Here is a 24452-nt window from a genome sequence, read left to right as displayed (position 1 = left end):
AGCCACCCCCACGGGGAGGAGTCGAGATGAACGACTTCTTCGGTTCACGGCACAGCAGGCGGGACGTGCTGCGCGCGGCGGCAGCCCTGACGCTGGGGTCGGCGGCGCTCGCCGCGTGCGCCTCGGAGGAGGACACCGGCGGCGTGGGCACCGCCCCAGGGCAGGCGCCGCAGGAGGTCTTCACCGAGCCCGCCACGAAGCTGTCCGGCGACCTGCGGATCCTGCTGTGGAGCCATTTCGTGCCCAGCCACGACGAATGGTTCGACCGGTTCGCGCGCGACTGGGGCTCCCGCGTCGGCGTCAACGTCACGGTCGACCACATCGACCAGGCCCAGATCCCGACCCGCATCGCCGCCGAGATCCAGGCCCGCCAGGGGCACGACCTGATCCAGTACATCGCGACGCTGTCCCAGTTCGAGCCGAGCGTGCTGGACATGAAGGACCTGGTCGCCGAGGCGAACCGGCGCTGGGGCCGGCAACTGCCGCTGTGCGAGAAGTCCAGCCGCAACCCGGCGACCGGGAAGTTCTACGCCTACTCCCCCGGCTGGGTGCCCGACCCCGGCAACTACCGCCGCTCGCTGTGGGAGCCGGTCGGCATGCCGGGTGGACCGTCCACCTGGGACGAGCTGCTCACCGGCGCCGCGGAGATCAAGCGCAGCAAGGGCGTCCCGCTCGGCCTCGGCATGTCGCAGGAGATCGACTCGAACATGGTGCTGCGGGCCCTGATGTGGTCCTACGGCGCCTCGGTGCAGGACGAGAACGAGCGCGTGGTGATCAACTCGCCGGAGACCATCGCGGCCATCGAGTACATGACGCGGCTCTACCAGCAGGCGATGACCCCCGAGGTGTTCTCCTGGAACGCGGCCAGCAACAACCAGGGCCTGGTCGCGGGCAAGCTGTCCTACATCGTCAACTCGATCTCGGCGTGGCGCACCGCGGCGACGTCCAACCCGGACGTCGCCGACGACACCTACTTCGTCCCGGCGCTGCGCGGACCGCAGGCGGCGCTGGCCGCGCAGCACGTGCTCTACAACTGGATCGTCCCGCAGCACGCCACCGGCGCGGATGCGGCGAAGGAGTTCCTGCTGCACTACACCGCCAACTTCAAGGCGGCGACGTACGCGTCCAAGCTGTACGACTTCTGCGCGTGGTCCGGCCTCACGCCGGAGCTGCCCGGCTGGCTCGCCACCGACCCGTTCGGGTCGAAACCGCCGGACAAGCTGAAGCTGCTGTCCGACGCGATCCCGTGGAGCGCGAACATCGGGCACCCCGGCCCGGCCAGCACCGCGATCGGCGAGGTGTTCAGCACGTTCGTGGTGCCCAACATGTTCGCCAGGGCGGCACGCGGTGAGATGACGCCGCAGCAGTCGGTGGCCGAGGCCGAGAACCAGGTCAACGCCATCTTCGCGAAGTGGCGCGCGGCCGGGCTCGTCGGCGGCTGAGTGCCATGGCGGTCGTCGAGGTCCGGGAACTGGTCAAGGAGTTCGACGGCGGGCGGGTGCACGCCATCGACGGGGTGAGCCTGGCCGCCGCGGCCGGCGAGTACCTGGTGCTGCTCGGCCCGTCCGGCTGCGGCAAGACGACCCTGCTGCGGACCATCGCCGGTCTGGAGCAGCCGACCAGCGGGGACGTGCTGATCGGCGGTCACGTGGTGACCGGGCTGCCGCCGCGGGCGCGGCAGATCGCGATGGTGTTCCAGAGCTACGCGCTCTACCCGCACAAGACGGTGCTGGCCAACATCGTCTTCCCGCTGCGCGCGGCCGGCATGGATCGCGCCGAGCGCGAGCGCAAGGCGCGGTGGGCGGCCGGGCTGCTGGGCATCGAGCAGCTGCTGGACCGCAAGCCGCGGCAGCTGTCCGGCGGCGAGCGGCAGCGGGTCGCGCTGGCCCGCGCGATGGTCCGCGACCCGCAGGTGTTCCTGCTCGACGAGCCGCTGTCCAACCTGGACGCCAAGCTGCGGGCCAGCGCACGGGACGAGCTGAAGCGCTTCCAGCAGGACCTGGGCACCACCACGATCTACGTGACCCACGACCAGGCCGAGGCGATGGGCCTCGGCGACCGGATCGCGGTGCTCAACGCGGGCCGGGTGTGCCAGGCGGGCCCGCCGGTGGACGTCTACGACGACCCGGCCGACACGTTCGTCGCGACATTCATCGGCTCGCCGCCGATGAACCTCATCCCGCACGACGGCAGGCTCGTCGGGTTCCGCCCGGAGCACCTGCTGCCCGCCGAGGTGGTCAGCGGCGAGCGGGTCACGGTGCCGCTGGAGGTGGACCGCATGGAGTACCTCTCCGGCGACCGGCACGTGTACGGCACGGTGTCCCGGATCGGCGAGCGCACCCGCGTCGTCGCCCGGCTTCCGGCCACTGTGGACACCCCGATCATCCCCGGGGAGACGCACTCCTTCGCCGTGCCCGCGCGGCGGCTGCGGTTCTTCGACTCCGCGACCGGGCAGCGGGCGGCCCCGGTGCGGCTGGACGGCTGACATGGCGACCACCGCGGACACCGCCACCCGGCCCGGGGTGACCACCGGACGCCGCCGCATGGCCGACCGCGACGGCGTGCTGGCGTGGGCGTTCCTGGTGCCCAGCATCCTCTACATCGTCGCGCTGATCGGCGTGCCGTTCGTGCTCGCCATCGCGTTCGCGTTCTCCGACGTGAGCGCGGGCGACCCGTCGTTCGACTGGGTGGGGCTGCGCAACTTCGAGGCCGTGCTGGACGACCCGGTGTTCTGGCGGTCGCTGCGCAACACGTTCCTGTTCACGGTCGTGTCGATGGTGCTGATCGTGCTGCTGGGCAAGGTGCTGGCCAACATCCTGGTCGCCGACTTCCGCGGCAAGTGGGTGGTGCGGTTCCTCGTCCTGCTGCCGTGGACCACGCCGGTGGCGCTGTCGTCGATCTCGTGGCTGTGGCTGCTGGACTCGATCTACTCGCCGATCGACTGGGTGCTGCGGCAGTTCGGCGCGCTCGGCCCGGCGGAGAACGTGTACTGGCTGGGCAGGCCGGACCTGGCGATGGGGTCGCTGATCGCGGTGCACGTGTGGCGGCTGGTGCCGCTGGCCGCGGTGATCATGATGGCCGGGCTGATGTCGATCCCGAAGGACATCGACGAGGCGGCCCGCGTCGACGGGGCCGGGTACTGGCGGCGGATGTTCGAGATCACCGTGCCGCTGGTGCTGCCGGTGGCCGCGATCGCCGCGTTGTTCGGCGCGATCTTCACGTTCACCGACATGGCCGTGGTGCGGGTGCTCACCCGCGGCGGGCCGAACGACGCCACGCAGGTGCTCGCGAGCTGGGCGTTCTACCGCGGCATCGACGGCGGCGACGTCGCGCAGGGCGCGGTCATCGCGTTGTTCCTGTTCCCGCTGCTGCTCGCCGCCGCCGTGCTCATCCTGCGCGCGGTGCGCCGGATCGAGGTGCGATGACCGGCGTCGAGGAGGTTTCCCGGCAGCGGCGCCGCTACGCGCGGCGGCACGTCTCGGCACGGATCGGGCTGTACGTCGCGGCGATCCTGGCGGCCCTGATCTGCGCCGCGCCGTTCCTGTGGAGCCTGATCACCGCCTTCAAGCAGAACCGGGACCTGTACAACCCGGTCAACAACCCGTTCCTGTTCAACCGGCCGCCGACGCCCGACCACGTCACCTACCTGTTCACCGACACCGCGTTCGGCACGTTCGTGGTCAACACCCTGCTGGTCGGGGTGCTGGTCGTGCTGATCACGCTCGCGTTCGGGCTGCCCGCCGCCTATGCGCTGGCGCGGCTGGACCGGCCGTGGTCCGGGCCGATGGCGATCGGGATCTTCCTCGTCTACCTGGTGCCGCCGAGCCTGCTGTTCCTGGCGCTGTCGCGGATGGTGGTGGCGGTCGGGCTGCAGGACTCGACGTGGTCGCTGGTGCTGGTCTACCCGACGATCACGATCCCGGTGTCGACCTGGCTGCTCATGGGGTTCCTCAAGACGATCCCGAAGGACATCGAGGAACAGGCGATGGTGGACGGGTACAGCCGGGTGGGCGCGTTCCTGCGCGCGGTGGTGCCGCTGGCCTTCCCCGGCATCGTCGCGGTCGTGGTGTTCGCGTTCACCCTGACCGCGAGCGAGTTCATCTACGCGCTGGCGTTCGTCGCGCCGACGGGTCAGATGCCGGTGAGCACGGGCGTGCCGACGCAGCTCATCCGCGGCGACGTGTTCTTCTGGCAGTCCCTGCAGGCCGCGACCGTGCTCGTGGCGGTGCCGATCGCGTTCGTCTTCAACTGGTTCCTGGACCGCTTCGTCGCCGGGTTCACCATGGGCGCGGTCAAGGAGTGATCAGCTCATCGTGCCGAGGATCTGCTCGTTCCACCAGTAGTAGAGGTGCTCCAGCCGCTCCGGGGTGACGGCGTCCGGCGAGGACAGGTTGCCGATGATCAGCGTGCGCGTGTCGACCCACCACAGCTGGCCGGTGCCCTGCGTGGTGAAGCAGGTGAGGAACTCGCCGTCGAGCGGGCCGCTGGTGTCGCGGTAGTAGAGGCCGTAGATGTTCGAGCGGCTCAGCGGGTCGCAGCCGCCGTGCCCGTCGTCGCGGCGCAGCTGGAACGTGGTGACGAGCTGCTGGAAGAAGGCGTCCTGCGCGGCGCGGTCGGCGAAGGAGTGGAAGTAGGCCTCCGCGGGCGGCCCCCAGCGCGGGTTCCAGGTGTTGGACTCGGTGCACATCACCGTGGCGAGCGCACCCTCCTGCCGGTATCCGGCGCCGGTGCGGCAGCTGGCGTTGCCGCGGTAGGCGGTGGGGATCGCGGCGAGCAGCGCGGTTTCCGGGTCGGTCGCGGTGCGAGTTGCGGTCGTGGGTTCGCTGCTCGATGCGGTCGGCTCGGTTGTGGTGGGCTGGGTGGTGCCGGCTTGGGTCGTGGTGGTGCCCGCGCCGGCCTGGCCGCCACCGCCGCGGTTGAGCAGCACGACGGTGACCACGGCCGCGACCACCAGGACCGCCGCGACCGCGGTGATCCACACCGCCCGGTGCGGGCGTCCGGTGTGGACGGACGCGGCCGCCGGTGGCGCCGGGTGCGCGCTCCACGCGGCCTGCGTCGTCCCGGCGGGTGGCGTCCCCAGCGCCGGCCCGGCGGGCGGTGTCGGGGGTGCGGCCCAGCCGGGCGCGGCGAGCGCCTGACGGGCGGCGGCGATCAGCTGCCCGGCCGTGGCGAACCGGTGCGCCGGGTCCTTGGCCATGCCGCGCAGCAGCACGTCGTCCAGCGCGGGCGGCAGGTTCGCGAGCGCGGAGGCGCGCGGCGGCGGGTCCTGCAGGTGGGCCCGCACCTGGGCGAGCGGCTCGGCCGCGGGAAACGGCCGCCGCCCGGTGAGGCACTCGAACAGCACGCACGCCAGCGCGTACACGTCGGCCCGCCCGTCGACGGGCGCGTCCCCGAGCCGTTCCGGCGCCATGTAATCGAGCGTGCCGATCACGGCGCCGGACTGCGTGATCGCGGTGGCGTCCGGACCCGCGCCGCGGGCGATGCCGAAGTCCACCAGGTACACGAAATCGGCCGGCGTCACCAGGATGTTGGACGGTTTGACGTCGCGGTGCACGAGCCCGTCGGCGTGCGCCGCGTCGAGCGCGCCTGCCACCTGGGCGAGCAGCGCCAGCGCGCGGACGGGCGGCATCGGGCCCGCGGCCAGCAGGTCCTTCAGGTCGGCGCCCTCCACCAGCCGCATGTCGAGGTAGAGGCGGCCGTCGATCTCGCCGAACGCGTGGATCGGGATGACGTGCGGCTCTCGCAATCGCGCCACGATCTGCGACTCGCGGCGGAACCGCGCGCGGTAGGCCTCGTCGCCGACGAACGGTTCGCTGAGCCGTTTCAGCGCGACGACGCGGTCGTGGGCCGTGTCGTAGGCGCGGTGCACCTCGCCCATCCCGCCCCGGCCGAGCAGATCCTCGATGCGGTACGGGCCGAAGGTCTCGGCGGACATGGCGCTCCCGGGCAAGATCGGCGGACCAGCCGATCGTAGCCAGGGCGGGGCGCGGGCGGGCGCGTTGCCGGGAAGCACCCGCCCGCGCCGGGAGTCAGAACTTTTCGACCGCCACGGCGTTGTAGGTGGTCTCCGGCGTCGCCGGGGTGGTGAAGCGGGCGTTGACGAGGTAGAAGCGCCGGCCCCACTCGGCGACGGTGGCCGGGACGTCGAAGCGCGGGTCGCTCCGCTGTTCGGCCAGGCGCGCGCTGGTGCCGTCGGCGGACAGTTCCAGCTTGGCCAGCAGGTTCAGGCGGTTCTGCACCGCGTACAGGGTGCCGCCCGCGCGCAGCAGGCCGTCGTTGTTGGGCAGAGCGGCCGCGTCGACCCGGGTGGTGACGCCGGTGGCCGGGTCGATGCGGAACAACAGCCCGGTGTTGGACTGCCCGGCGATCAGCGCGGCGCGGTCGGGTGTGGTGACGATGCCGTTGAGGTTGGTCTCGCCGGGCACGACCGTGAGGTCCCCGGTGAGCGGGACGTGGACCGCTTCGGCGGGCAGTTCGCCGTCGCGGCCCAGCGGCAGCTTGTAGAGCACCGCGCGGCGGGAGTCGGTGAACCACACGGCGTCCTCGGTGATCACCAGGTCGTTGACGAACGTGTCGGTGGTCTGGAACCGGTAGCGCGCGAGCACCGCGCCACTGCGGGCGTCGATCACCCGGGCGTCGCCGCCCGTGCCGCCCGCGACGAAGAGCCGCCCGTGCCGCGAGTCGACCTTGATGCCCAGCGAGGGCGTGCCCGGCCCTGGCGACAGGACGCTTCCCCGGCCGGTGCGGAGGTCGACCTGGTGGATGCGGCCGTCCACGCGGGAGCCGAAGTAGGCGGTGGGCCAGGCGCCGATCGCGATGCCCTCCGGTTGGAACCCGACGGGCAGGGCAAGTTCGGCCGGGAACGCCCCGGGCCGGGCCGTCGCCGGCGCCACCGACAGGGCGCCGATCACCAGCAGGGACAGGACCAGTGTGCAGACGCGTCTCATCCGCGGACCTCCTCCGTGGCGCTGTGCCGTCTCCGGGCATTTTGTCCGTTCTGTCGTACCAGCCGCGTGAAGCCGCGGTGAGTTTAAGGCTTGACTTATATAAGCTGCGACTGACAGACTGGCCACGTGCACGCGTTCGATGTGCTCGGCGACCCGGTTCGCCGGCGGATCCTGGAGCTGCTGGCCGACGGGGAACAGCCGTCGGGGGCGATCGCCGCGGTCATCCGGGAGGAGTTCGGCATCTCCCAGCCGGGCGTCTCCCAGCACCTGCGCGTGTTGCGGGAAACCGGTTTCACCACCGTGCGCGTGGCAGGGACGCGCCGGCTCTACGCGGTGAACTCCGAGCCGCTGCGGGAGGCCGGGGAGTGGCTGGAGCGGTTCCGGCACATCTGGGACCAGCCCCTCGACGCGCTCGCCACCGACCTGGCCCGCGGCAAGCGGGACCGACGACTCAGGCAGGAGAAGGACAATGCTCGACATCGCGAACCACCTGAAGGCGATCCACCGTGAGGTCCGCCGCGGCACGACGACCGGGGGCGAGACGGTCACGGTCCTGGTGCGGCGGCGCTACGACGCCACAGCCGAGGACGTGTGGGACGCGGTCACCGACCCGGCGCGGGTGCGCCGCTGGTTCCTGCCGCTGTCCGGAGACCTGCGCGAGGGCGGCTCGTTCCAGCTGGAGGGCAACGCCGGTGGCGACATCCTCACCTGCGACCCGCCCCGGCTGCTGAAGGTGACCTTCGGCGGGCCCACCAGCGTGGTGCAGGTGCGCCTGGCCGGCGACGGCGACAGCACCGAGCTCGAGCTGGAGCACACGGTGCCGATCGAGATCGCGCAGAGCGGCGCGGGCGCGCTGTTCGTGGGCCCCGGCTGGGACAGCGCGCTGATGGCCCTGGCGCAGTACTTCGCCGGGGAGATCGCCGAGGACCCGGTGGCGGCCGCGAATTCCCGCGAGGTGCAGGAGTTCTGCGCCGGTTCGGTGACCGAGTGGAGCACGGTGGTCGAGGACTCCGGCACGGCCACCGCGGAGGAAATCGCGGGCGCCGCGCAGATCTCGATGGCGCAGTTCGCACCCGACCTGACCGCCGACACCGAGTAGCGGCGCGCACCTGGCCCAGGACCGGCTCCCCATCGCGACGCCTCGTCAGGAGCAAGACGAGCCGGAGGCCCGGCACCGCGCGCGGTGCCGGGCCCGCCGCCTCACCACCGCGTGCCGGCCGGCTCCCGGATCGTCACGTTGATGCGGTTGAACAGGTTGGTCAGCGCGATCGTCAGGATCAGACCGGACAGCTGCCGCTCGTCGAAGTGGTCGGCGGCGTCGTCCCAGACGGGATCCGGGACGCCGTCGCCGGTGCGGTCCGCCAGGCGCGTCGCGGTTTCGGCCAGTGCCAGGGCGGCCCGCTCGGCGTCGCTGTAGAACGGGGCTTCCCGCCAGGCCGCGACGTTGTGGATGCGCTCGTCGCTCTCCCCCGACTTCCGCGCCTCCTCGACGTGCCCGTGCACGCACGCCGCGCAGCCGTTGATCTGGCTGACCCGCAGCCCGGCGAACTCCCGCACGCCCGCGGGCAGTCCGCTCGCCTCGATGGCCTTGATCAGCCCGCCGATGCCCTTCATCGCCTCCGGCAGCACGTACGCCGGGTTCTTCATCCGTGTGGTCATGATTCCCTGACGGACCGCCGCCCGGACGTGTGACCGTCACGGCCGCAGCAGCTCGTCCAGCCGTCGCACGGCGAAGTCCACCAACGGCCGCGCCGGGAGGAGACGGCACCGCGCCGGTCCCACCTCCGCCTCCCGCACCCCGTGCACGCGCTCGAACTCGCGTCCCACCACCGGGCACCTTCAGGCGCCGGTGCGGCGCCAGGTCTCCGCGTAATGCAGAAGGCTGTTGCGCTCGTGTCCCACCCCGACAAGCAGGATCGACGCGCCCAGGTCGTACAGCTTCGCGAACGGCGAGCCCGCGGCGAGGGCGAAACCCAGCGGCTGCGCGGCGACGACCTCGCGGGCGTGCGCGCCGATCGCCGCCACCGAAGCCTGCGGATGCCGGCTGCGCACCGCGCCGGGCCACTGCCGCACCGCCTCCGCGATCGCCCCCATCTCCGACGGCGTCCCCGCGTCGCACAACGGCACCGCGTCGGGCCGGGCGCGGACCGCGGCTTCCGGCGCCCCGCGGTGGTCCGGGTCCGGGTCGGCGATCCGCGGTGTGAATGCCGGAGCGGCCACCGTTCCCGCCGGCCCGGCCGCGGCCACCAGGCTCGCGACCACGGCGCCGGCGTTGCCGGTGACCGGCCCAGGCTGGACAGCGACGCGTGCACGATCACCGCCGTCCCCTCGGCCAGCCCGAGCTCGCGCCGGCCCGCCACCAGGTCGAGCCCCATGCGGCCACCCTCCTCGCCGCGTCAAACCTTCCCCGGCGATCATTCACCCGAAGTCGTGGAAACCGGCCGGAACCGGGCGACCGGACCGGTTCAGCACCGCTAGGGTGCGGCCGTGGCACCGCTCCGCTCCACTTCCTCCGGTCTTCCGCGCCAGACCTGCTGGACCACCCTCGCCGCGCTCGCCCTCGTCGCCGGGTGGGCCGTTCTGGAAGCCGCGCCTGCCGAGACGGCCGCCGCGCCCGCGCCCCGCCCGGTTCCGCCGCCGATGCCGCTGTCCAGCGCCGCCGCGCCCGCCCCGCGCACCGAACTCTGCCCGGACACCGCCCGCGCGTGCGTCGACGAGGAACGGCGCGTGAGCTGGCTCCAGCACGACGGCGAGATCACCCACGGCCCCGTCCCGGTCATGCCCGGCGCCGCGGACGCCCCGGACTCCGTCGCCACCCCGCGCGGCGTCTTCCGCGTGGAGTGGAAGGACGCCGAGCACACCAGCGCCGAGTTCGGCGACCCGATGAACCACTCGGTGTTCTTCGCCCCGGGCGGGATCGCCCTGCACGAGGGCAGTCTCGACGCCCCGTCGCACGGCTGCGTCCACCTGTCGGCCAGGGACGCCGCGCTCTTCTACGACGCCCTGCCGGTGGGCGCCGAGATCGCCGTGTTCTGAAACGACCGAATCGATTTCCCGGTGCGGCCGTGCCACCATGAAGGTGATGCAGTCCCGCGGCAGCCCCCAGCCCGGCCCCGGCGCTCCCTTCGCCGTCACGGTGCAGGAGCGGGAGGCCGCCGTCGTCGTGCACACCTCCGGCGAGCTCGACGCCTCCACCGTGCCGCGGCTGCGGGCGATCATGCGTGGCGTCCTGAGCGGCGCGCCCGCGGTGCTGGTCGTCGACCTGTCCGGCGTGACCTTCCTCGGCTCGGCGGGGATGCACCTGCTGCTGGAGATCCAGAACCTCGCCGGGGACACCGAGGTGCGCGTCGTCGCGGACGCGCACAGCATCGTCAAACCGTTGCGCCTCACCAGGCTCGTCGACGTGCTCGACCTCTACCCCACCCTCGCGCAGGCGCTGCGCCAGGCGTGAGGATCACAGCCAGTCGCGCCGCTTGAACATGGCGTACAGCGCGCCGGACAGCGCCACGATCACCGCGGTGGAGAGCCAGAACCCCCACGGCCGCTCGAATCCCGGGTAGGGCACGTTCTGCCCGTAGAAGCCGGTGATCGCCGTCGGCACCGCGATGATCGCCGCCCAGCCGGTCACCTTCTTCATGATCAGGTTGAGCCGGTTGCCCTGCAGGCTCAGCTGGGTCTCGCGGATGGTGGTGACGAGGTCCCGCAACGACTCCGTCCACTCCGACGCGCGCAGCACGTGGTCGTAGACGTCCTGGAAGTACGGCATCAGCGTCTCGTCGACCAGGTGGTGGTCGCGGCGCATCAGCGAGTTCACCACCTCACGCATCGGCAGCACGACCCGGCGCAGCGCCACCAGGCTCTTGCGGAGCCGCAGCGACCGGCGCTGCATGTCGGTGTGGTCGACGTGATCGGCGAACACCCCGTCCTCCAGCGACTCGATCTGGTCGTCCATCGCCTGCACCGCGTCGAAGTGGGTGTCCACGATGTAGTCGAGCAGGCCGTGCACGAGGTAGCCGGTCCCGCCCTTGGCGAGGTCGGCGGAGGCGTCCCAGCGCCGCACCACCGCCTCGATGTCGAAGTGCTCGTCCTTGCGGACCGTCACCAGCGCGCGGTCGGTGAGGAACGCCGCCAGCTCGCTGTCGGACAGCACGCCGGTCGCGGTGTCCAGCCGCACGGCGTAGGCGGTGAGGAACGCGTGGCTTTCGTACCGGTCGAGCTTGGGCCGCTGGTGCTCGTGCACCGCGTCCTCGACGGCGAGCCGGTGCAGGCCGAGCTCCTCGCTGATCGTCGCGAGGTCGGCTTCGGTGGGCTTGACGAAGTCGAGCCACACCACCGCCGCCGGGTCCTGCAGGTGGTCGGACAGTTCGGCCGCCGGGAAGTTCTCGGCTTCGAGAACTCCGTGGCGGTACACGCGGGTACGGGCCATGCCCCAACGCTAGGCTGTGCGGCGGACGTCCGCGCAGCAGAGGATCTGGGGGCATTTCCCGGTGGAACCACTTCGCATCGGCATCCTGGGCGCGGCCCGCATCGCCGGGACAGCCATCGCCGCGCCCGCCCGGGAGACCGGGCACCGGCTGGTCGCGGTCGCCGCGCGGGACCGCGGCCGCGCCGAGGCGTTCGCCGCCGAGCACGGGGTGGAACGGGTTGCCGACGGCTACGCCGAACTGCTCGCCGACGACGAGATCGACGTGGTGTACAACCCGCTGCCGAACGGGCTGCACGGGCCGTGGAACCTCGCCGCGGTGCGCGCCGGGAAGCACGTGCTGAGCGAGAAACCGTTCGCCGCCAACGCCTCGGAGGCCCGCGAGGTGGCCGCCGCGGCGGAGGCGGCCGGGGTGCGGGTCATGGAGGCCTTCCACTACCTCTACCACCCGGTCCTGCTGCGGCTGCACGAAATCCTGGACTCCGGCGAGCTGGGCGAGCTGCGCGCCGCCGAGGCCGAACTGCTCATCCCCGCGCCCGCGGACAGCGATCCCCGGTGGTCGTTCGAGCTGGCGGGCGGGGCGCTGATGGACGTGGGCTGCTACGGGTTGCACGCGCTGCGTGGCCTCGCGCCGTGGGCGGGCGGCGCGCCGGTGCTGGAGTCGGCGACCGGGACGGCGCGGCGGCCCGGGGTGGATCAGGCGGTCGACGCGCGGCTGGCGTTCCCCGGCGGCGCGACCGGGGTGGTGCGGTGCGACATGGCCGCCGCGGAGGTCCGCTTCCGGCTGCGGCTGACCGGCACGCGCGGCGAGGCGACCGCGGTGAACTTCGTGCGCCCGGACACCGACGACCGGGTCCTGATCGGCGACCGGGTCGAGCACCTCGGCCGCCGCCCGTCGTACTCCTACCAGCTGGAGGCCTTCGCGGCGCACGTCCGCGACGGCGCGCCGCTGCGCAACGACCTCGCCGACGCGCCGCTGCGCAACGACCTCGCCGACGCGGTCGCGACGATGGCGTTGATCGACGAGTGCTACCGCGCCGCCGGCTTCCCGGTGCGTCCCCGCTCACGTGTGGAACCGGTGACGGGCGGCTGACCGGTAACGTCGGGTCGTGAGTTCTGTTCTGGACAACCCGGCCTTCGCGTCGCTGACCGGTCCGCACGCCCGGTTCGCCGAATCGCAGGGGACCGCCGTGCGGTACGACCCGGAGGTCTCGCCGTGGGCGGGCATGCCGGACGATGCGGACGAAACGGCGTGGAAGGACCTGGCGGAGCTGGCCGGGCCGGGCGGGGTGCTGGCGCTGCCGGGGCCGCCGCTGCCGCCGCCCGCGGACTGGGCCGTGGAGTTCGGCGTGCCGGGCGTGCAGATGGTCGCCGAATCGGCCGACACGGCACCGGATCCGGAGGCGGTGCGGCTGACCGCGGCCGACGTGCCCGAGATGCTCGCGCTGGCCGAGCGGACCCGGCCGGGCCCGTTCCTGCCGCGCACCGTCGAACTGGGCACCTACCTCGGGTTCCGCCACGAGGGGCGGCTGGTCGCGATGGCCGGGGAGCGCATGCACCCGCCCGGGTACACCGAGATCAGCGCGGTCTGCACGGACGCGGAGTTCCGCGGGCAGGGGCTGGGCACACGGCTGGTGCTCGCGGTGGCGCACGGGATCCGCGAGCGCGGCGAAACGCCGTTCCTGCACGCGGCGGCGGACAACACCAGCGCCATCCGCCTCTACACCGCACTGGGCTTCCGGCTGCGCCGCGAGATCGACTTCGTCGGGGTGCGGGTGCCCGCCTGATCTCAGGGCGCCGGCCACGGCATCCGGGACCACGGCAAGGCCAGGCCCGCGCGGGTCGCCGGCTCGACGGGCGCCAGGGACGTCACCGGGACCGCTTCGCCGTGGCGCGCGAACACCGTGTCCACGTACCGGTGCCCGGTGTCCGCCGCGATGAACAGCACTGTGCGGTCGGACCGGTCCCGTTCCCAGCGCGCGGCGAGGTAGGCGGCTCCGGTGGACAGCCCGGCGAAGATCGCGTGCCTGCGCAGCAGGTCGACGCTGCCGGACAGCGCCGCGGTGAACCCCACCCAGTGGACCGTGTCGTACAGCTCGTGCGCGACGTTGCCGAACGGGATGGAGCTGCCGATCCCGGCGATGATGATGTCCGGATCGGCGATGTGCTCGCTGCCGAAGGTGACGCTGCCGAACGGCTGCACCCCGACCAGCCCGACCCCGGGTGCGGTGGACCGCAGCCACGTCGCGAGCGCCCCGGTGGAGGCGCCCGATCCGACGCCGCCCACCACGATCAGCCGGGACGGGTCCAGCTCCCGCGTGATCTGCCGGGCCACCGCCCGGTACCCGAGGTAGTGGACGCGGTCGTGGTACTGCCGCATCCAGTGCCAGTCCGGGTGCGCGCGCAGGATCTCCCCGATCCGCCGCACCCGCCGGTTCTGGTCGAGCTTGAGGTCGGCCTCCGGCGGCATCTGCTCGAGCGTCGCGCCCAGCACCGCCAGCTGCGTGCGCAGCGTGTGGTCCACTGTGGTCGAACCGACGATGTGGCAGCGCAGGCCGAACCGGTGGCACGCCAGCGCGAGCGCGTAGGCGTAGATCCCGCTGGAGCTGTCCACCAGGGTGTCGCCGGGGGCGATCACGCCGGTGCGCAGCAGGTGCCGCACGGCCTCCAGCGCGGAGACCACCTTCATCGTCTCAAACCGCAGGCAGACCAGCCGGTCGCCGGTCCGGACCAGGTCCGGCCGCGCGATCGCCTCCGCGATGTGGTCGTGCATCGATCCCTTCCGTGGTGAACAGGCGGGTCGCGGGCAGTCCGGCGGCCCGCAGCGCGCGGACGCACCGGCGCACGCGATCGGGGTCGCCGCCGGGGTCGAACAGCAGGCCGGCCACGTTGCCGCTGTGCGCGACCTGCACCCCGGCCGCGCCGGTGACGGCCGCGATCCGTTCCAGTTCCGGCAGTTCGTCCTTGGCGAGCACGCGCTGGTTCAGCCGGGCGCTTTCGGTGCTCACGCGGCCGAGCAGCGCGACGTCACCGGTCACGATCGCCAGCCGCAGCATCCGCCGCAGCCGCTCGAAGGCGGCCACGTCGGCGACGGCGCCCAGCGCGAGCGTGTCCACCGGCGCCCCGCCGCCGGTCACGCACCCGATCACGACGACGGGCGGGAGCCGCGGGCCGAGCCGTTCCAGCACCCGGCCTTCCCGCTGCGCGAACAGCACCGCGCCGCCGCCGAGCATGATGGGGTCGCAGGCGCGCTCGGCCCGCACCGCGATCCGCGCGACGGCCTCCGGCGCGAGCACCACGCCGAACGCGGCCGACACGGCGCGCACGGTCGCCAGGATGTCGCTGGTGGACGATCCCAGCCCGAGCCCGACCGGCAGACCGCTGTCCAGCCGGAGCGATCCGCCCGCCGGGCGGCCGCACGCGGCGGCGGCCAGTTCGGCGGCGCGCCGCGCCTTCGCGCGGTCCGGCGGGGTCACCGTCAGCGGACCCGGCCCCGGCACGAACTCGGCACGCGTCGCCGCGCCGGGCACCGGCAGCGTGACCAGCCCGCGACACCGGCGGCCGCGGTCGCGGAAGACGCCCTGCAGGATCTCGCCGTGGTGCCCTGGCGCGTGCCCCACACCGGTCACGCCGCCGCCCGGTACCGGTACAGCGCGGTGGGCGCCGCGCTGAACTGCGAGAACGGGAACGGCTCCGCGGACAGCGCGGTGACCCCGTCGCCGAGGAACGCGCGGGCCACCGCGCTGCCGGTCTGCGCGTAGACGACCAGCGGCACGGACCGCTCCCGGCACCGGCGGACGATCTCGTCGAAGGTCCCGTTGCCCAGAGTCATCCCGGTCGCCACGACCGCGTCCGCCACGCCGAGCACCTCCCCCATCTCCGGCGTCACCGGATCGCCCCACTGGGTGCGGCGCAGGTTGAGGTCGCACGGCAGGCAGGTCCCGCCACGGTCGCGGATCGCCGCGACGAGCGGGTTCACCACGCCGATGAGGGCGACCCGCGCGCCGGGGGCGATGTCCAGCAGCCCGGCGATCGCCGCGTCCCTGGCGTGTGCCCGGGCCTCGGGGGTGCCGGCGGGCAGGACGACCGGCTCCGCCGCGGGCTGCGCCTCGTGCGGCGCGGCCGCCGACAGGTAGGCGTCCAGCGCGGCGATCCGCAGCGGCACGGAGTCCTGACGCAGCAACTCCTCCAGCGGCGCCCCGGAGAACTCGGCACACACCTCCGGCGTCAGCTGCCCGGTCTCGAAGGCGCACGCGCCGAACGCGGCGCCCAGCCGCACCAGGACGTAGGAGTTGCGGTAGGTCACGTCCCCGCCGGCCAGCCGGGTGCCGTGGTGCAGCCAGAAGACGCTGGTGGCGGTCAGCTCCGCCGGATCCGGGCCGTGCTTCCCGGCGAGGACTTCGGCGGTCAGGTCGGCGACGGTGGTCACGCCGCCTCCAGCCGGAACAGGTAGGTGAGCACGCCGTCGCCCCAGTCGTGGCGGTGGGCCACGTCGGCGGCGAACCCGTGCCCGGCGGCGTCCCGCACGATCGTGCGCAGGTCCGCGGTGTTGGACACGATGAGGAACACCTCGCCGCCGGGCGCGAGCAGGTGCCGTCCGGCCAGCTGCGCGAAGAACCGCTCCAGCAGCGGGGCGCCCACGCACACGTTGCGCACGACGTCCGGGTCGTCGCTCACCGTCTGGCTCACCGCGGGCGGGTTGAAGGTGATCACGTCCAGCCGCACGCCGTCCGGGAACCCGTCGAAGAGGTCGGCGACCACCGGCACGAACCGGCTGCCCGGCCGGGCGCCCACGATGCGTTCGTAGTGCCGCCGCGTGGTTTCGACGCTGTCCGGGTGCACGTCGATCGCGTGGATCTCGCGTGCCCCGCGCAGGCCTGCGGCGACGGCTTCGACGCCGAGCCCGCTGCCCATCGCGGCGTAGACGCGGTCGCGCACCTCGATGGTCCCGTCCAGGACCCGTTCGTGAATCATCCGGCTGGTCGCGCCGGGCAGGAACACGCCCGGCGGCGCGGTGAACTCCCATCCGCGCCAGGTGTAGGGGCGGGTGGTGCGCAGGTCGCCCTTCGGCTGGTTGAGCGCGATGATCCGCTCGGCGGGCAGGGGCGGCGGGAGCCGGTCGATCAGGGCGTTGTCCACAGTGTCCATTCCGGTCTCCGTCAGCGTCCGAGCGATCGCAGGTAGCCGGCCAGTTTCTCGGCGGCGTCGAGGTTGCGCGGGCCGCTCACGGCCTCGCCGTAGTCCAGCACGTGGAAGCGGTTCTCCCGCACCGCGGGGCTGTCCGCGAGCGGTGGGAAGGACTTCAGGAACGCGATCTTGTCGGCGACCGGCCGGTCGCCGTAGTCGACGACGGCGATCACCTCGGGCTGGGCCCGCACGACCGGTTCCCAGCCGATCGTGGTCCAGCGGGCGTCCAGGTTGCCGGCGATGTTGCGGCCGCCCGCCAGCGACACGATGGTGTCCGGCGCGGCCTGGTTGCCGGAGGTGAACGGCTGATCGGTGCCGGAGTCGTAGACGAACACCCGCGCGGGCTCCCCCGCCGGCGCGTTCGCCCGCAGCGCCGCGGCGCGGGCCTGCAGGTCCGCGACGAGCGCTTCGGCCCGGTCGGGGACGTGGAAGATCTGCCCGATCTGCCGCAGGTCGGTGTAGAGCGCCTCCAGCGGCGGCACCTTGACCGGCCGGTCGCCGTAGTTGAAGCAGCTCTCGGTGTGCTGGTAGCTGCGGATGCCCACACCGTCCAGTTTGGCCGGTGTGATGCCGCGGGCCTCGCTGAAGCCGGAGTTCCAGCCCGCCAGAACCCAGTCGGCCTGCGCGCCGACGACGGTTTCGAAGCTGAGCACGTCGGTGCTCAGCGTCTCCACCGAGCGGTAGTCGGCGACGTACGGCGAACGCGCCACGGCGGGTTCGGCCGTGCGCGGCATGACGATGCCGCGCATCCGGCCGGCCAGCCCGAGCGCGAACATCTTCTCGGTGCTGCTCATGTCGTAGGCGACCGCGCGCTGCGGCAGCGGGTAGGTGATCGCGTGCCCGCAGTTCTCGACGGTCACCGGCGCCGGGCCGGTGTCACCGCCGGGCCGCACCTCGGCGCCGCACGCGGTGAGACCCAGCGCGACTGTCACGAGCACGGCTGTCCAACGCCCTCTCACGGGCTTCCTCCTCGATCGGTGAACGTCCAGAGCAGTTGCGGGGCCCCGGTGACCGGGTGGGTCACCACGACCGGGGCCACGCCGAAGACCCGGCGCACGACGTCCGGGGTGAGCACCTCGCCGGGCGGGCCCGCGGCCGCGAGCCGCCCGTCGTGCAGCACCGCCACGCGATCGCAGGTGGCCGCGGCGAGGTTGAGGTCGTGCAGGGCGACCAGCACGGTCAGCCCGCAGGAACGCAGGAACGACAGCAGTTCGACCTGGTGCCGCACGTCGAGGTGGTTGGTCGGCTCGTCGAGGACCAGGATCCGCGGCTCCTGCGCGAGCGCGCGGGCGATGAGCACGCGCTGCCGTTCGCCGCCGGACAGCGACAGGATGCCGCGCCCGGCCAGGTGCGCGACGCCGGTCCGCTCAAGGCAGCGATGGACGAGGTCGCGTTCGCGCTCGCTCAGCGCCCGGTTGCCGGGGTGGTGCGGGAACCGGCCCATCGCGACCACGTCGGCGACGGTGAAGTCCAGATCGGCGCCCGCCTCCTGGGTGACCGCGGCGACCAGCCGGGCGCTGTCCCGGTTGGACAGTCCACTCAGGTCGGTCCCGCCGGCGAGGACGGCCCCGGCACTGGGGGTCAGCGCCCGGTAGACGCAGCGCAGCGCCGTGGACTTGCCGCTGCCGTTCGGGCCGACCAGCCCGACCACCTCGCCGTCGCCCGCCTTGAGGCTGAGCGCGTCGACCAGCTTGCGTCCGGCGGCCTCGACGGTGACCGCATCGAGGGCGAGGTCCATCAGCGGCCCCCGAACAGGTAGCCGCGGCCGCGCAGCAGGCCGACGAACACCGGCACCCCGATCAGCGCGGTGATCACCCCGAGCGGCAGCTCGCGCGGCGCGAACAGGGTGCGGGAGGCGAGGTCGACCCAGATCAGGAAGATCGCCCCGGCCGGCGGCGCGAGCACGAGCACCCGCCGGTGCCCCGGTCCGGCCACCATCCGCACCAGGTGCGGCAGGACCAGGCCGACGAAGCCGACCGCGCCGCTGACCGCGACGAGCGCGCCGGTCACGACGGCGGTGAGCAGGAACAGCTCCCGCCGCAGGGCGTCGGCGTCGAGCCCGAGGCTCGCGGCGGACTCGTCGCCCAGCGCCAGCACGTCGAGCGCCCGGCTGCGCCGCAGCAGCACCACCACGGCCACCGCGACCGCGGCCACCGCGACCGGCAACGCACCCCAGGTGGCGCCGCCCAGGCTGCCGAGCAGCCAGAACAGCACCGAGCGGGCGGCCTCGCCGAACGGCGCGAAGAACACGATCACGCTCATCACCGCCTGGAACCCGTAGGCGAGCGCGACACCGGTGAGCACGAGCCGCAGCGGGGTGAGCCCGGCGCGGCCGCGGGCGGCCACGTACACCAGGACCGACGCGGCTAGCGCGCCGAGGAACGCGGCCGCCGACAACGCGTACACGCCGAGCGCCCCGAACAACCCGAAGGACACCACCGCACTGGCGCCGACCGACGCGCCCGAGGAAACGCCCAGCACGAACGGATCGGCGAGCGCGTTGCGGACCATCGCCTGCACCGCCACCCCGATCACGGACAGCCCGGCCCCGACGACGGCGGCCAGCAGCACGCGCGGCGTGCGCACCTGCCACACGATCGAGTAGCCGGTGACCTCGTCCGCGCCGATCTCGCCCCCGGTCAGCGCCGCCGCGAGGTACCGCAGCGTGTCCGGCAGCGGCACCACGGTCGGTCCGAACGCGACTCCGGCCACGACGGACACCACCAGCACGGCGACGAGCACGGGCACCGCGAGCGCACCCGTCACGGCTCGGGCCGGTGGCGAACCGGTCACGGTCACCGTCACGAGTACCCCCTTGTCGTTACCACTGGCGAAGGACGGAGGCCCGGCCAGCTGACTCTCCGTGAACCGGACCCGATAGTACGAACGATAATCATTTTCGTCTAGAGTCCGATGCCGGACATCCACCGCGACCGAGGAGGAACTCCCCCGCCGTGACCACTCCCGTCCTGCGTGACCCCGCGTTCCTGCGCCTGTGGTGCGGCACCACGGCCTCCGGGCTGGCGACCTGGGCGCTGCCGTTCGTCCTCGGCCTGGCCGTCCTGGACTCCTCGCTCACCCCGGCCGGACTGGGCGTGCTCCTCGCCGCACGCACGATCGGGTTCCTCGCGGCCGTGCCGGTCGGCGGTGTGCTGGCGGACCGGTTCCCGCGACGCCGGGTGGTCGCCGTCGCCGGAGCGGCGGCGGCCGTGGCGAGCCCGGTCATCGGGGCCGGGTTGCACGGTTCCCTCGCCGTGGCCGTCGTGGCGGCCGCCGTCGCGGGAGCCGGGCAGGGCGCGTGCCGCCCGGCCTTCCAGGCGCTCACCGCCGAAGTGGTCGACGAGGCGGGGCGGCAGCGCGCCAACGCCGCGATCACGCTGTCGGTGCGCGTGACCACCCTGGTCGCGCCGAGCCTGACCGCGCTGCTGGCGACGGTGCTGCCCGTTCCGGCCCTGCTGTGGGGCACCGGGCTGCTGTGGCTGGCCGCCGCGCTCGTCCCGCCCGCCGGGCGCCCGCTCACGGCCCTGCCCGCGGCCCGTGCGTCGTTCGCCGCCGAGTTCGCCGGCGGGCTCCGCGAAGCCCGCCGCCACCCCTGGTTCGTCGCCGGGCTGTTCGCGCTCACCGCGGTGATCGCGACCGGCTACTCGGCCACCGGGGTCGCGCTGCCGTTGGTCAGCCGTGACCGGTACGGCTCGGAAGCCGTGCTCGCCGCCGCCACGACCGCCTACACGGTCGGCGCGCTGGCCGGCGCGCTGCTGCTCGCGCGGTGGACGCCCCGGGCGGCGGGCCGGACGGCGCTCGCGGGACTGGCCGCCTACGCCGTCGCCCCGCTGAGCCTGCTGCTGCCGGTGCACCCGGCGGTGGTCGTCGCCGCGTACGCGGTCGCCGGCGTGGGCATCGAACTGTTCAACGTCCCGTGGTTCACCGCGATCCAGCGCGAGGTCGAGCCCGGCAAGCTCGCCCGGGTGTCCGCTTTGGACTTCCTGCTGTCCTACGGACTGGCGCCGGCCGGGCTCGCGCTCATCGCGCCCGCGATGGCGGAATTCGGCGCCGGACCGGTGCTCGGCGCGTGCGCGCTGGTGTGCCTGCTCGCGCCCGCGGCGGCCGCGCTGGCGCCCGGGACGCGACATTTCGCCCAGCCGCGTGACCGTCTCTGAACTGGTGCTCGTCGTGCGGGCGTGATTACCCTACGAGAAGAAGCCAGGCCAGACAGGGCTGACGGGGAGGAGAGTCATGAGCCACCCGGCGCGCAACTCCACCGGTGCCGTGAGCACGGCCGTTCGCAGCGGGGCCCGTGTCCCCGCGCAACGGGCCGCGCCCGGAGCCCTGCGGCTGCAGGTGTTCTGGCCCCTGCCGGGGATCGCCGTGCTGAAGGTCGCCGGCGACATCGACGTGGCCACCGCCGCCCCGCTCGACCGCGCGCTGGACGAACTGACCGCGCACCGGCCGCGCGTCGTGGTGGTCGACCTCGGCGGGGTGGACTTCCTCGGCTCCGCCGGCCTGGCCGCGCTCGCCCAGGCGAGTGAACACGCCGATATCCGCGTGGTGGCCCCGACGCGGCAGACCGCCCGGCCGCTGGCGATCACCGGTCTGGACCAGCGGCTGCCGGTCTACACCACTCGCGACGAGGCGCTCACCGGCTGCTGAACCGCGTGCGGGCGCGCAGTTCGCGCTCGGCCCACAGCACTCCGCGCGGCCCGGTGCCCCACCGGGTGCTGATCGCGTCGAGCACCCCGGTGCCGATGCCCGGCTCCGGCGCCCCGCCCACACCGTCGACCTCCACCCGCAGCACGTCCCCGGCGCGGCTCAGCCGGACCTCGAACGGCGGGAACCCGGTGGCGCACGCCGACGCGGCCAGCTCGTCGACGAGGAGCACCACGTCGATCACGACCTGCGACGGGCAGTCCGCGAGCATCGCGCGCACCCGCCTGCGCAGCGGCGCCAGCCCCTCCGGGCCGTCGAGGCGCACGGCCGTGACCGGCGCGCGCTCGTCCAGTGAGTCGGTCAAGGACCCGGACACCTCCGCTGTCTCGTCAACGGCCGCCGTCGCTACCCACGCGCGGATTCATCAAACCTTGGACGAATGAAATCACGCGGCAGGGCCGCGCGCACCACACGGACGGGCGCACTCGGCCACCCGGTCGGCGGATCGGGGCTCTACGAACGGTGGGTGTCAGGCCGGCGCGGGCGGCTCCGGGTCGGGCGGTCCGAGGGCGTCGTCGATGGCCTGTTCCACGATCGTGTCCATGGTGCCGAGGTAGGTCGCGCCGACATGGTTGTCGTCGAGGTAGACCAGCACGTTGCCGATCACCGGCGGGCAGACGGCCTCGTCGCAGTAGTAGTCGCTGAAGTCCAGGAACGACACGTTCGGGGGAACGTCGTCGAGGAACAGCCAGGGCGGCTCGTCGGCGTAGAAGTCGGCGCGCGGCGGGTTGCACTCGGGGGCGTCCGCGCCGCGCAGCTCCACGCACTCCGACGGCGCGTAGTCGTAGCGCGGGTTGTCCCGCACCGCGAGCACCGGGATCCCGGCGGCCTCGATCTTCCGCCACTGCGCGACGAACCCGGGCGGCGTCCGCTCGGTCAGGCCGGCCCGCACGTCCCGGGTGGCGGTGGTGAACACCGCGTCCGGCCGCAGGTCGAGGATCTCGTCGGCGGCCACGGCGTTCCACTCCCGGCAGGCCTGGTCGTCCGGGTCGATCTCGGACTCGGTGGAGAACGGGCACCCGCCCCGCGACATCACCACCAGCTGCCAGTTCCGCCGCTGCGCCACCGGCTCCAGCGCCGCGATGAACTGGGTGGGGTGCGAGTCACCGACGATGACCAGGGTCTTCTCCGGCGGGCCGTCCGGCGTCGTGGCGCACACCAGCAGTTCGCTGCCGCGCGGCGATTCGGTGCAGTCGTCGATCCAGGCCCAGTCGCCGGGCAGCTCGACCGGCGACGGCACCGGCGCGACGTCGGCGGCGCCGCGGTAGACGAACCCGGGCGTGCGGGCCAGCGCGCCGGGGTGGTCCAGGCCACCGGCGGCGGGCGTCCCGGACCGGGCGAGCCCGGCGATCTGCCAGGCGCCCGCGGCGGCCAGCACGGGGATCATCGCCAGCACGGCGAACCGGTAGGCGCCGCGGACGGCCAGCTGGGACCGGCGCACCGGCGTCTCGACCAGGTGGTGGGTCGCCACCGCGAGCGCGAGCGACAGAGCGATGACGAACGCGCCGCCGAGCAGGCCGACCTCGGTCCGCCCGCGGTACACCAGGTAGAGCACCAGCACCGGCCAGTGCCACAGGTAGAGCGGAAAGCTGAGCCTGCCGAGCCAGGCCAGCGGGCGGGCCGTCAGCAGCCGGTCCGCGCCGGCGGGGCTGCCGGTGGCGCCGGCGAGCAGCACGAACGCCGCCGAGGCGACCGGCCACAGCGCGGCGAAGCCCGGGAACACGGTGCCGACCTGCAGCACGAGCCCGCAGGCGACGAGCCCGGCGACACCGAGCCAGCCGAGCGCGATCCGCAGCGCGCGGGGCAGCGTGACCGCGTCGATGACCAGCGCGAGCAGCCCGCCGAGCGCGAACTCCCAGATCCTGGTGAGCGCGGAGAAGTAGGCCAGCGGCTGGTTCGCCGCGGTCAGCCACACCGAGTACGCCAGCGACGCGGCGGTCAGGACCAGCAGCGTGCCGGTCAGGGCGGTGCGCAGGTGTCCCCGCGCGGCGTAGGCGAGCGCGGCCACCAGCAGCGGCCACACGAGGTAGAACTGGCCCTGGATGGACAGCGACCAGAAGTGCTGCACCACGCTGGCGTCGCTGTGCCGGGCGAAGTAGTCGGCCGAGTTCGCGGCGAGCTGCCAGTTCTCCAGGTACAGCGTGGCGGCGACGACCTCGCGGACGGTGGCGAACCAGCGGGCCTGCGGCAGCACCAGCGCGGCGGCGGCGATCACCACGAGCAGCACGGTGAGCGCGGCCGGGAACAGCCGCGTGATCGTGCGGCCCCACAGCGCGCGGACGTCGATGCGGCCGCGCTGCCCGGCGCGGAACAGCTGGCCGGTGATCAGGAAGCCGGTCAGGAAGAAGAACACGTCGACGCCACCGGAGATCCGGCCCAGCCACACGTGGTAGACGACCACGAGGACGCAGGCGAGCGCGCGCAGGCCTTCGATCTCGGGGCGATACCGCTTCTCGGGGACGGACCGGGTGCGCGGGTGGGGCGGGGTCATCGGCACCTTTCCTCACTCGGCGTCCCGGGCGAGACCGAGGTTACCCATGGCCGTTCCCGGCTCCGGCTAGGGTCGGCAGGATGCGGACCGACGTGATCGAGACCTTCCCGCGGGTGGCCGTGCCGCTGGACGGGCGGCGCGCGGCGGCGGTCGCGATCGTCGTGTCGGGCGAGGAACCGGTGATCTGGCTGACGCGGCGCGCGACGGGGATGCGCGCCCACCCCGGCCAGTTCGCGCTGCCGGGCGGCCGGGTCGACCCGGGCGAGGACGCGATCGGCGCGGCGCTGCGGGAGCTGGAGGAGGAACTCGGCGTCACCGCGACCCGCGCGGCCTGCGTGGGCCTGCTCGACGACTACCCGACCCGCTCGGGTTACGTGATCACGCCGGTGGTCGTGCGGCTGTCCGGCGAGGTGCCGCTGCGGCCGAACCCGGACGAGGTGGCGCACGTGCACGTGATCCCCGTGCCGGACCTCGCGGTCGAGCCGCGGTTCCTGACGATCCCCGAGTCGGACCGGCCGGTGATCCAGCTGCCGCTGGCCGGGCACCTCGTGCACGCCCCGACGGCCGCGGTGCTCTACCAGTTCCGGGAGGCCGCACTGCACGGCCGCACCACGCGCGTCGCCCACTTCGAGCAACCCGTGTTCGCCTGGCGGTGACGTCCCGTTTCCGCGCGCCGCGGCCGGGTACGCCGCGGGGGACG

28 protein-coding genes are annotated in these 24452 nt (G+C 73.4%); 13 read left to right on the top strand and 15 right to left on the bottom strand.

The features are described 5' to 3' along the window. The first annotated feature begins 26 nt into the window (after window positions 1–26). From ACCP09_RS01530 to ACCP09_RS01515, 4 genes are read left to right on the top strand one after another with little or no spacing between them, the layout of a single operon-like run. Window positions 27–1442 carry an ABC transporter substrate-binding protein gene (locus tag ACCP09_RS01530; protein ID WP_208722310.1) on the top strand — a complete coding sequence of 472 codons (1416 nt, stop codon included), beginning with the start codon at window positions 27–29 and terminating at the stop codon, window positions 1440–1442. 5 nt (window positions 1443–1447) lie between these two features. Then, the gene (locus tag ACCP09_RS01525) at window positions 1448–2485 is read left to right on the top strand and encodes an ABC transporter ATP-binding protein (RefSeq protein ID WP_378332186.1); all 1038 of its coding nucleotides are present in this window, start codon (window positions 1448–1450) and stop codon (window positions 2483–2485) included. Between the two features lies 1 nt (window position 2486). After that, window positions 2487–3425: a carbohydrate ABC transporter permease gene (locus tag ACCP09_RS01520; protein ID WP_027930424.1), complete on the top strand. Its 939-nt coding sequence runs from the start codon at window positions 2487–2489 to the stop codon at window positions 3423–3425. Then, entirely contained in the window at window positions 3422–4303 is an 882-nt protein-coding gene (locus tag ACCP09_RS01515; RefSeq protein WP_123682442.1) for a carbohydrate ABC transporter permease, read from the top strand. Before ACCP09_RS01520 ends, ACCP09_RS01515 begins: the two co-directional genes overlap by 4 nt. Here ACCP09_RS01515 and ACCP09_RS01510 read toward each other — a convergent pair whose 3' ends face one another. Together ACCP09_RS01510 and ACCP09_RS01505 are read right to left on the bottom strand one after the other, a co-directional pair. Continuing rightward, a complete protein-coding gene (locus ACCP09_RS01510) occupies window positions 4304–5935 on the bottom strand; it encodes a serine/threonine-protein kinase (protein WP_433742659.1) in 1632 nt (543 codons plus the stop codon). Window positions 5936–6029: 94 nt separating this feature from the next. After that, a complete protein-coding gene (locus ACCP09_RS01505; protein ID WP_433742657.1) occupies window positions 6030–6947 on the bottom strand; it encodes a superoxide dismutase in 918 nt (305 codons plus the stop codon). 126 nt (window positions 6948–7073) lie between these two features. Between ACCP09_RS01505 and ACCP09_RS01500 the strand changes: the two genes are divergently transcribed. Continuing rightward, window positions 7074–7457, top strand: coding sequence for an ArsR/SmtB family transcription factor (locus tag ACCP09_RS01500; RefSeq protein ID WP_433742655.1), 384 nt, complete (start codon window positions 7074–7076; stop codon window positions 7455–7457). Next, window positions 7417–8046, top strand: coding sequence for an SRPBCC family protein (locus ACCP09_RS01495; RefSeq protein WP_400985604.1), 630 nt, complete (start codon window positions 7417–7419; stop codon window positions 8044–8046). Before ACCP09_RS01500 ends, ACCP09_RS01495 begins: the two co-directional genes overlap by 41 nt. A 101-nt stretch (window positions 8047–8147) precedes the next feature. On the opposite strand, the gene ACCP09_RS01490 is transcribed toward ACCP09_RS01495, so the two are convergent. From ACCP09_RS01490 to ACCP09_RS01480, 3 genes are read right to left on the bottom strand one after another with little or no spacing between them, the layout of a single operon-like run. Further along, window positions 8148–8606 (bottom strand): carboxymuconolactone decarboxylase family protein, encoded by a 459-nt coding sequence (locus ACCP09_RS01490; RefSeq protein ID WP_027930429.1) that lies wholly within the window; start codon window positions 8604–8606, stop codon window positions 8148–8150. A 36-nt stretch (window positions 8607–8642) separates the two neighbouring features. Beyond that, on the bottom strand, window positions 8643–8774 hold the full coding sequence (locus tag ACCP09_RS01485; protein WP_433742653.1) for a hypothetical protein: 132 nt from the start codon (window positions 8772–8774) through the stop codon (window positions 8643–8645). A gap of 12 nt (window positions 8775–8786) precedes the next feature. After that, the gene (locus ACCP09_RS01480) at window positions 8787–9209 is read right to left on the bottom strand and encodes an AAC(3) family N-acetyltransferase (RefSeq protein WP_433742651.1); all 423 of its coding nucleotides are present in this window, start codon (window positions 9207–9209) and stop codon (window positions 8787–8789) included. A gap of 225 nt (window positions 9210–9434) precedes the next feature. Between ACCP09_RS01480 and ACCP09_RS01475 the strand changes: the two genes are divergently transcribed. Further along, window positions 9435–9983 carry a L,D-transpeptidase gene (locus ACCP09_RS01475; protein WP_433742649.1) on the top strand — a complete coding sequence of 183 codons (549 nt, stop codon included), beginning with the start codon at window positions 9435–9437 and terminating at the stop codon, window positions 9981–9983. 37 nt (window positions 9984–10020) lie between these two features. Next, entirely contained in the window at window positions 10021–10398 is a 378-nt protein-coding gene (locus ACCP09_RS01470; protein WP_431906974.1) for an STAS domain-containing protein, read from the top strand. 3 nt (window positions 10399–10401) lie between these two features. On the opposite strand, the gene corA is transcribed toward ACCP09_RS01470, so the two are convergent. After that, window positions 10402–11373, bottom strand: coding sequence for a magnesium/cobalt transporter CorA (gene corA / locus ACCP09_RS01465; RefSeq protein WP_123682448.1), 972 nt, complete (start codon window positions 11371–11373; stop codon window positions 10402–10404). A 61-nt stretch (window positions 11374–11434) separates the two neighbouring features. Here corA and ACCP09_RS01460 point away from each other — a divergent pair, with 61 nt between their 5' ends. Both ACCP09_RS01460 and ACCP09_RS01455 read left to right on the top strand, forming a co-directional pair. Next, on the top strand, window positions 11435–12463 hold the full coding sequence (locus ACCP09_RS01460) for a Gfo/Idh/MocA family protein (RefSeq protein WP_433742646.1): 1029 nt from the start codon (window positions 11435–11437) through the stop codon (window positions 12461–12463). A 16-nt stretch (window positions 12464–12479) separates the two neighbouring features. Further along, entirely contained in the window at window positions 12480–13157 is a 678-nt protein-coding gene (locus ACCP09_RS01455; protein WP_433742644.1) for a GNAT family N-acetyltransferase, read from the top strand. Between the two features lie 2 nt (window positions 13158–13159). Here ACCP09_RS01455 and ACCP09_RS01450 read toward each other — a convergent pair whose 3' ends face one another. Genes ACCP09_RS01450 through ACCP09_RS01420 form a run of 7 tightly spaced genes read right to left on the bottom strand, consistent with a single transcriptional unit; the run spans window position 13160 to window position 19362 of the window. Continuing rightward, window positions 13160–14143, bottom strand: a complete 984-nt coding sequence (locus ACCP09_RS01450; protein WP_433742642.1) for a pyridoxal-phosphate dependent enzyme — start codon at window positions 14141–14143, stop codon at window positions 13160–13162. After that, window positions 14064–14999: a GHMP kinase gene (locus ACCP09_RS01445; RefSeq protein WP_378332195.1), complete on the bottom strand. Its 936-nt coding sequence runs from the start codon at window positions 14997–14999 to the stop codon at window positions 14064–14066. The genes ACCP09_RS01450 and ACCP09_RS01445 overlap by 80 nt, the downstream gene beginning before the upstream one ends. After that, the gene (locus ACCP09_RS01440; protein WP_431906961.1) at window positions 14996–15799 is read right to left on the bottom strand and encodes a Rossmann-like domain-containing protein; all 804 of its coding nucleotides are present in this window, start codon (window positions 15797–15799) and stop codon (window positions 14996–14998) included. Before ACCP09_RS01440 ends, ACCP09_RS01445 begins: the two co-directional genes overlap by 4 nt. Then, entirely contained in the window at window positions 15796–16518 is a 723-nt protein-coding gene (locus ACCP09_RS01435) for a methyltransferase (protein ID WP_433742639.1), read from the bottom strand. Before ACCP09_RS01435 ends, ACCP09_RS01440 begins: the two co-directional genes overlap by 4 nt. An 11-nt stretch (window positions 16519–16529) precedes the next feature. Further along, the gene (locus ACCP09_RS01430) at window positions 16530–17495 is read right to left on the bottom strand and encodes an ABC transporter substrate-binding protein (protein ID WP_433742912.1); all 966 of its coding nucleotides are present in this window, start codon (window positions 17493–17495) and stop codon (window positions 16530–16532) included. Between the two features lie 17 nt (window positions 17496–17512). Then, window positions 17513–18295 (bottom strand): ABC transporter ATP-binding protein, encoded by a 783-nt coding sequence (locus tag ACCP09_RS01425; RefSeq protein ID WP_433742637.1) that lies wholly within the window; start codon window positions 18293–18295, stop codon window positions 17513–17515. Beyond that, entirely contained in the window at window positions 18295–19362 is a 1068-nt protein-coding gene (locus ACCP09_RS01420; protein WP_123682457.1) for a FecCD family ABC transporter permease, read from the bottom strand. The genes ACCP09_RS01425 and ACCP09_RS01420 overlap by 1 nt, the downstream gene beginning before the upstream one ends. Before the next feature lie 149 nt (window positions 19363–19511). Between ACCP09_RS01420 and ACCP09_RS01415 the strand changes: the two genes are divergently transcribed. Further along, entirely contained in the window at window positions 19512–20714 is a 1203-nt protein-coding gene (locus ACCP09_RS01415; RefSeq protein ID WP_433742635.1) for an MFS transporter, read from the top strand. 76 nt (window positions 20715–20790) lie between these two features. Further along, window positions 20791–21204: an STAS domain-containing protein gene (locus tag ACCP09_RS01410; RefSeq protein WP_027930443.1), complete on the top strand. Its 414-nt coding sequence runs from the start codon at window positions 20791–20793 to the stop codon at window positions 21202–21204. Here the strand turns inward: ACCP09_RS01410 and ACCP09_RS01405 are convergent. Beyond that, on the bottom strand, window positions 21191–21565 hold the full coding sequence (locus ACCP09_RS01405) for a hypothetical protein (protein WP_433742633.1): 375 nt from the start codon (window positions 21563–21565) through the stop codon (window positions 21191–21193). The genes ACCP09_RS01410 and ACCP09_RS01405 overlap by 14 nt on opposite strands. Before the next feature lie 165 nt (window positions 21566–21730). Continuing rightward, window positions 21731–23752, bottom strand: a complete 2022-nt coding sequence (locus ACCP09_RS01400; protein WP_433742631.1) for an acyltransferase family protein — start codon at window positions 23750–23752, stop codon at window positions 21731–21733. An 80-nt stretch (window positions 23753–23832) separates the two neighbouring features. Here ACCP09_RS01400 and ACCP09_RS01395 point away from each other — a divergent pair, with 80 nt between their 5' ends. Then, window positions 23833–24408, top strand: a complete 576-nt coding sequence (locus tag ACCP09_RS01395) for an NUDIX hydrolase (RefSeq protein WP_027930446.1) — start codon at window positions 23833–23835, stop codon at window positions 24406–24408. Window positions 24409–24452: the final 44 nt, after the last annotated feature.

The sequence above is a fragment of the Amycolatopsis sp. 3B14 genome (assembly GCF_050958625.1).
Classification (GTDB): Bacteria; Actinomycetota; Actinomycetes; order Mycobacteriales; family Pseudonocardiaceae; genus Amycolatopsis_E; species Amycolatopsis_E thermoflava.
This window is presented reverse-complemented; position numbering and strand designations above follow the sequence as displayed.

What these genes read in the sequence shown, in the direction of transcription:
- ACCP09_RS01530 (WP_208722310.1), top strand. Translation starts at nt 27, where the DNA reads ATGAACGACTTCTTCGGTTCACGGCACAGCAGGCGGGACGTGCTGCGC.
- ACCP09_RS01525 (WP_378332186.1), top strand. Translation starts at nt 1,448, where the DNA reads ATGGCGGTCGTCGAGGTCCGGGAACTGGTCAAGGAGTTCGACGGCGGG.
- ACCP09_RS01520 (WP_027930424.1), top strand. Translation starts at nt 2,487, where the DNA reads ATGGCGACCACCGCGGACACCGCCACCCGGCCCGGGGTGACCACCGGA.
- ACCP09_RS01515 (WP_123682442.1), top strand. Translation starts at nt 3,422, where the DNA reads ATGACCGGCGTCGAGGAGGTTTCCCGGCAGCGGCGCCGCTACGCGCGG.
- ACCP09_RS01510 (WP_433742659.1), bottom strand. Translation starts at nt 5,935, where the DNA reads ATGTCCGCCGAGACCTTCGGCCCGTACCGCATCGAGGATCTGCTCGGC.
- ACCP09_RS01505 (WP_433742657.1), bottom strand. Translation starts at nt 6,947, where the DNA reads ATGAGACGCGTCTGCACACTGGTCCTGTCCCTGCTGGTGATCGGCGCC.
- ACCP09_RS01495 (WP_400985604.1), top strand. Translation starts at nt 7,417, where the DNA reads ATGCTCGACATCGCGAACCACCTGAAGGCGATCCACCGTGAGGTCCGC.
- ACCP09_RS01490 (WP_027930429.1), bottom strand. Translation starts at nt 8,606, where the DNA reads ATGACCACACGGATGAAGAACCCGGCGTACGTGCTGCCGGAGGCGATG.
- ACCP09_RS01470 (WP_431906974.1), top strand. Translation starts at nt 10,021, where the DNA reads ATGAAGGTGATGCAGTCCCGCGGCAGCCCCCAGCCCGGCCCCGGCGCT.
- corA (WP_123682448.1), bottom strand. Translation starts at nt 11,373, where the DNA reads ATGGCCCGTACCCGCGTGTACCGCCACGGAGTTCTCGAAGCCGAGAAC.
- ACCP09_RS01450 (WP_433742642.1), bottom strand. Translation starts at nt 14,143, where the DNA reads ATGCACGACCACATCGCGGAGGCGATCGCGCGGCCGGACCTGGTCCGG.
- ACCP09_RS01435 (WP_433742639.1), bottom strand. Translation starts at nt 16,518, where the DNA reads ATGGACACTGTGGACAACGCCCTGATCGACCGGCTCCCGCCGCCCCTG.
- ACCP09_RS01425 (WP_433742637.1), bottom strand. Translation starts at nt 18,295, where the DNA reads ATGGACCTCGCCCTCGATGCGGTCACCGTCGAGGCCGCCGGACGCAAG.
- ACCP09_RS01410 (WP_027930443.1), top strand. Translation starts at nt 20,791, where the DNA reads ATGAGCCACCCGGCGCGCAACTCCACCGGTGCCGTGAGCACGGCCGTT.
- ACCP09_RS01400 (WP_433742631.1), bottom strand. Translation starts at nt 23,752, where the DNA reads ATGACCCCGCCCCACCCGCGCACCCGGTCCGTCCCCGAGAAGCGGTAT.
- ACCP09_RS01395 (WP_027930446.1), top strand. Translation starts at nt 23,833, where the DNA reads ATGCGGACCGACGTGATCGAGACCTTCCCGCGGGTGGCCGTGCCGCTG.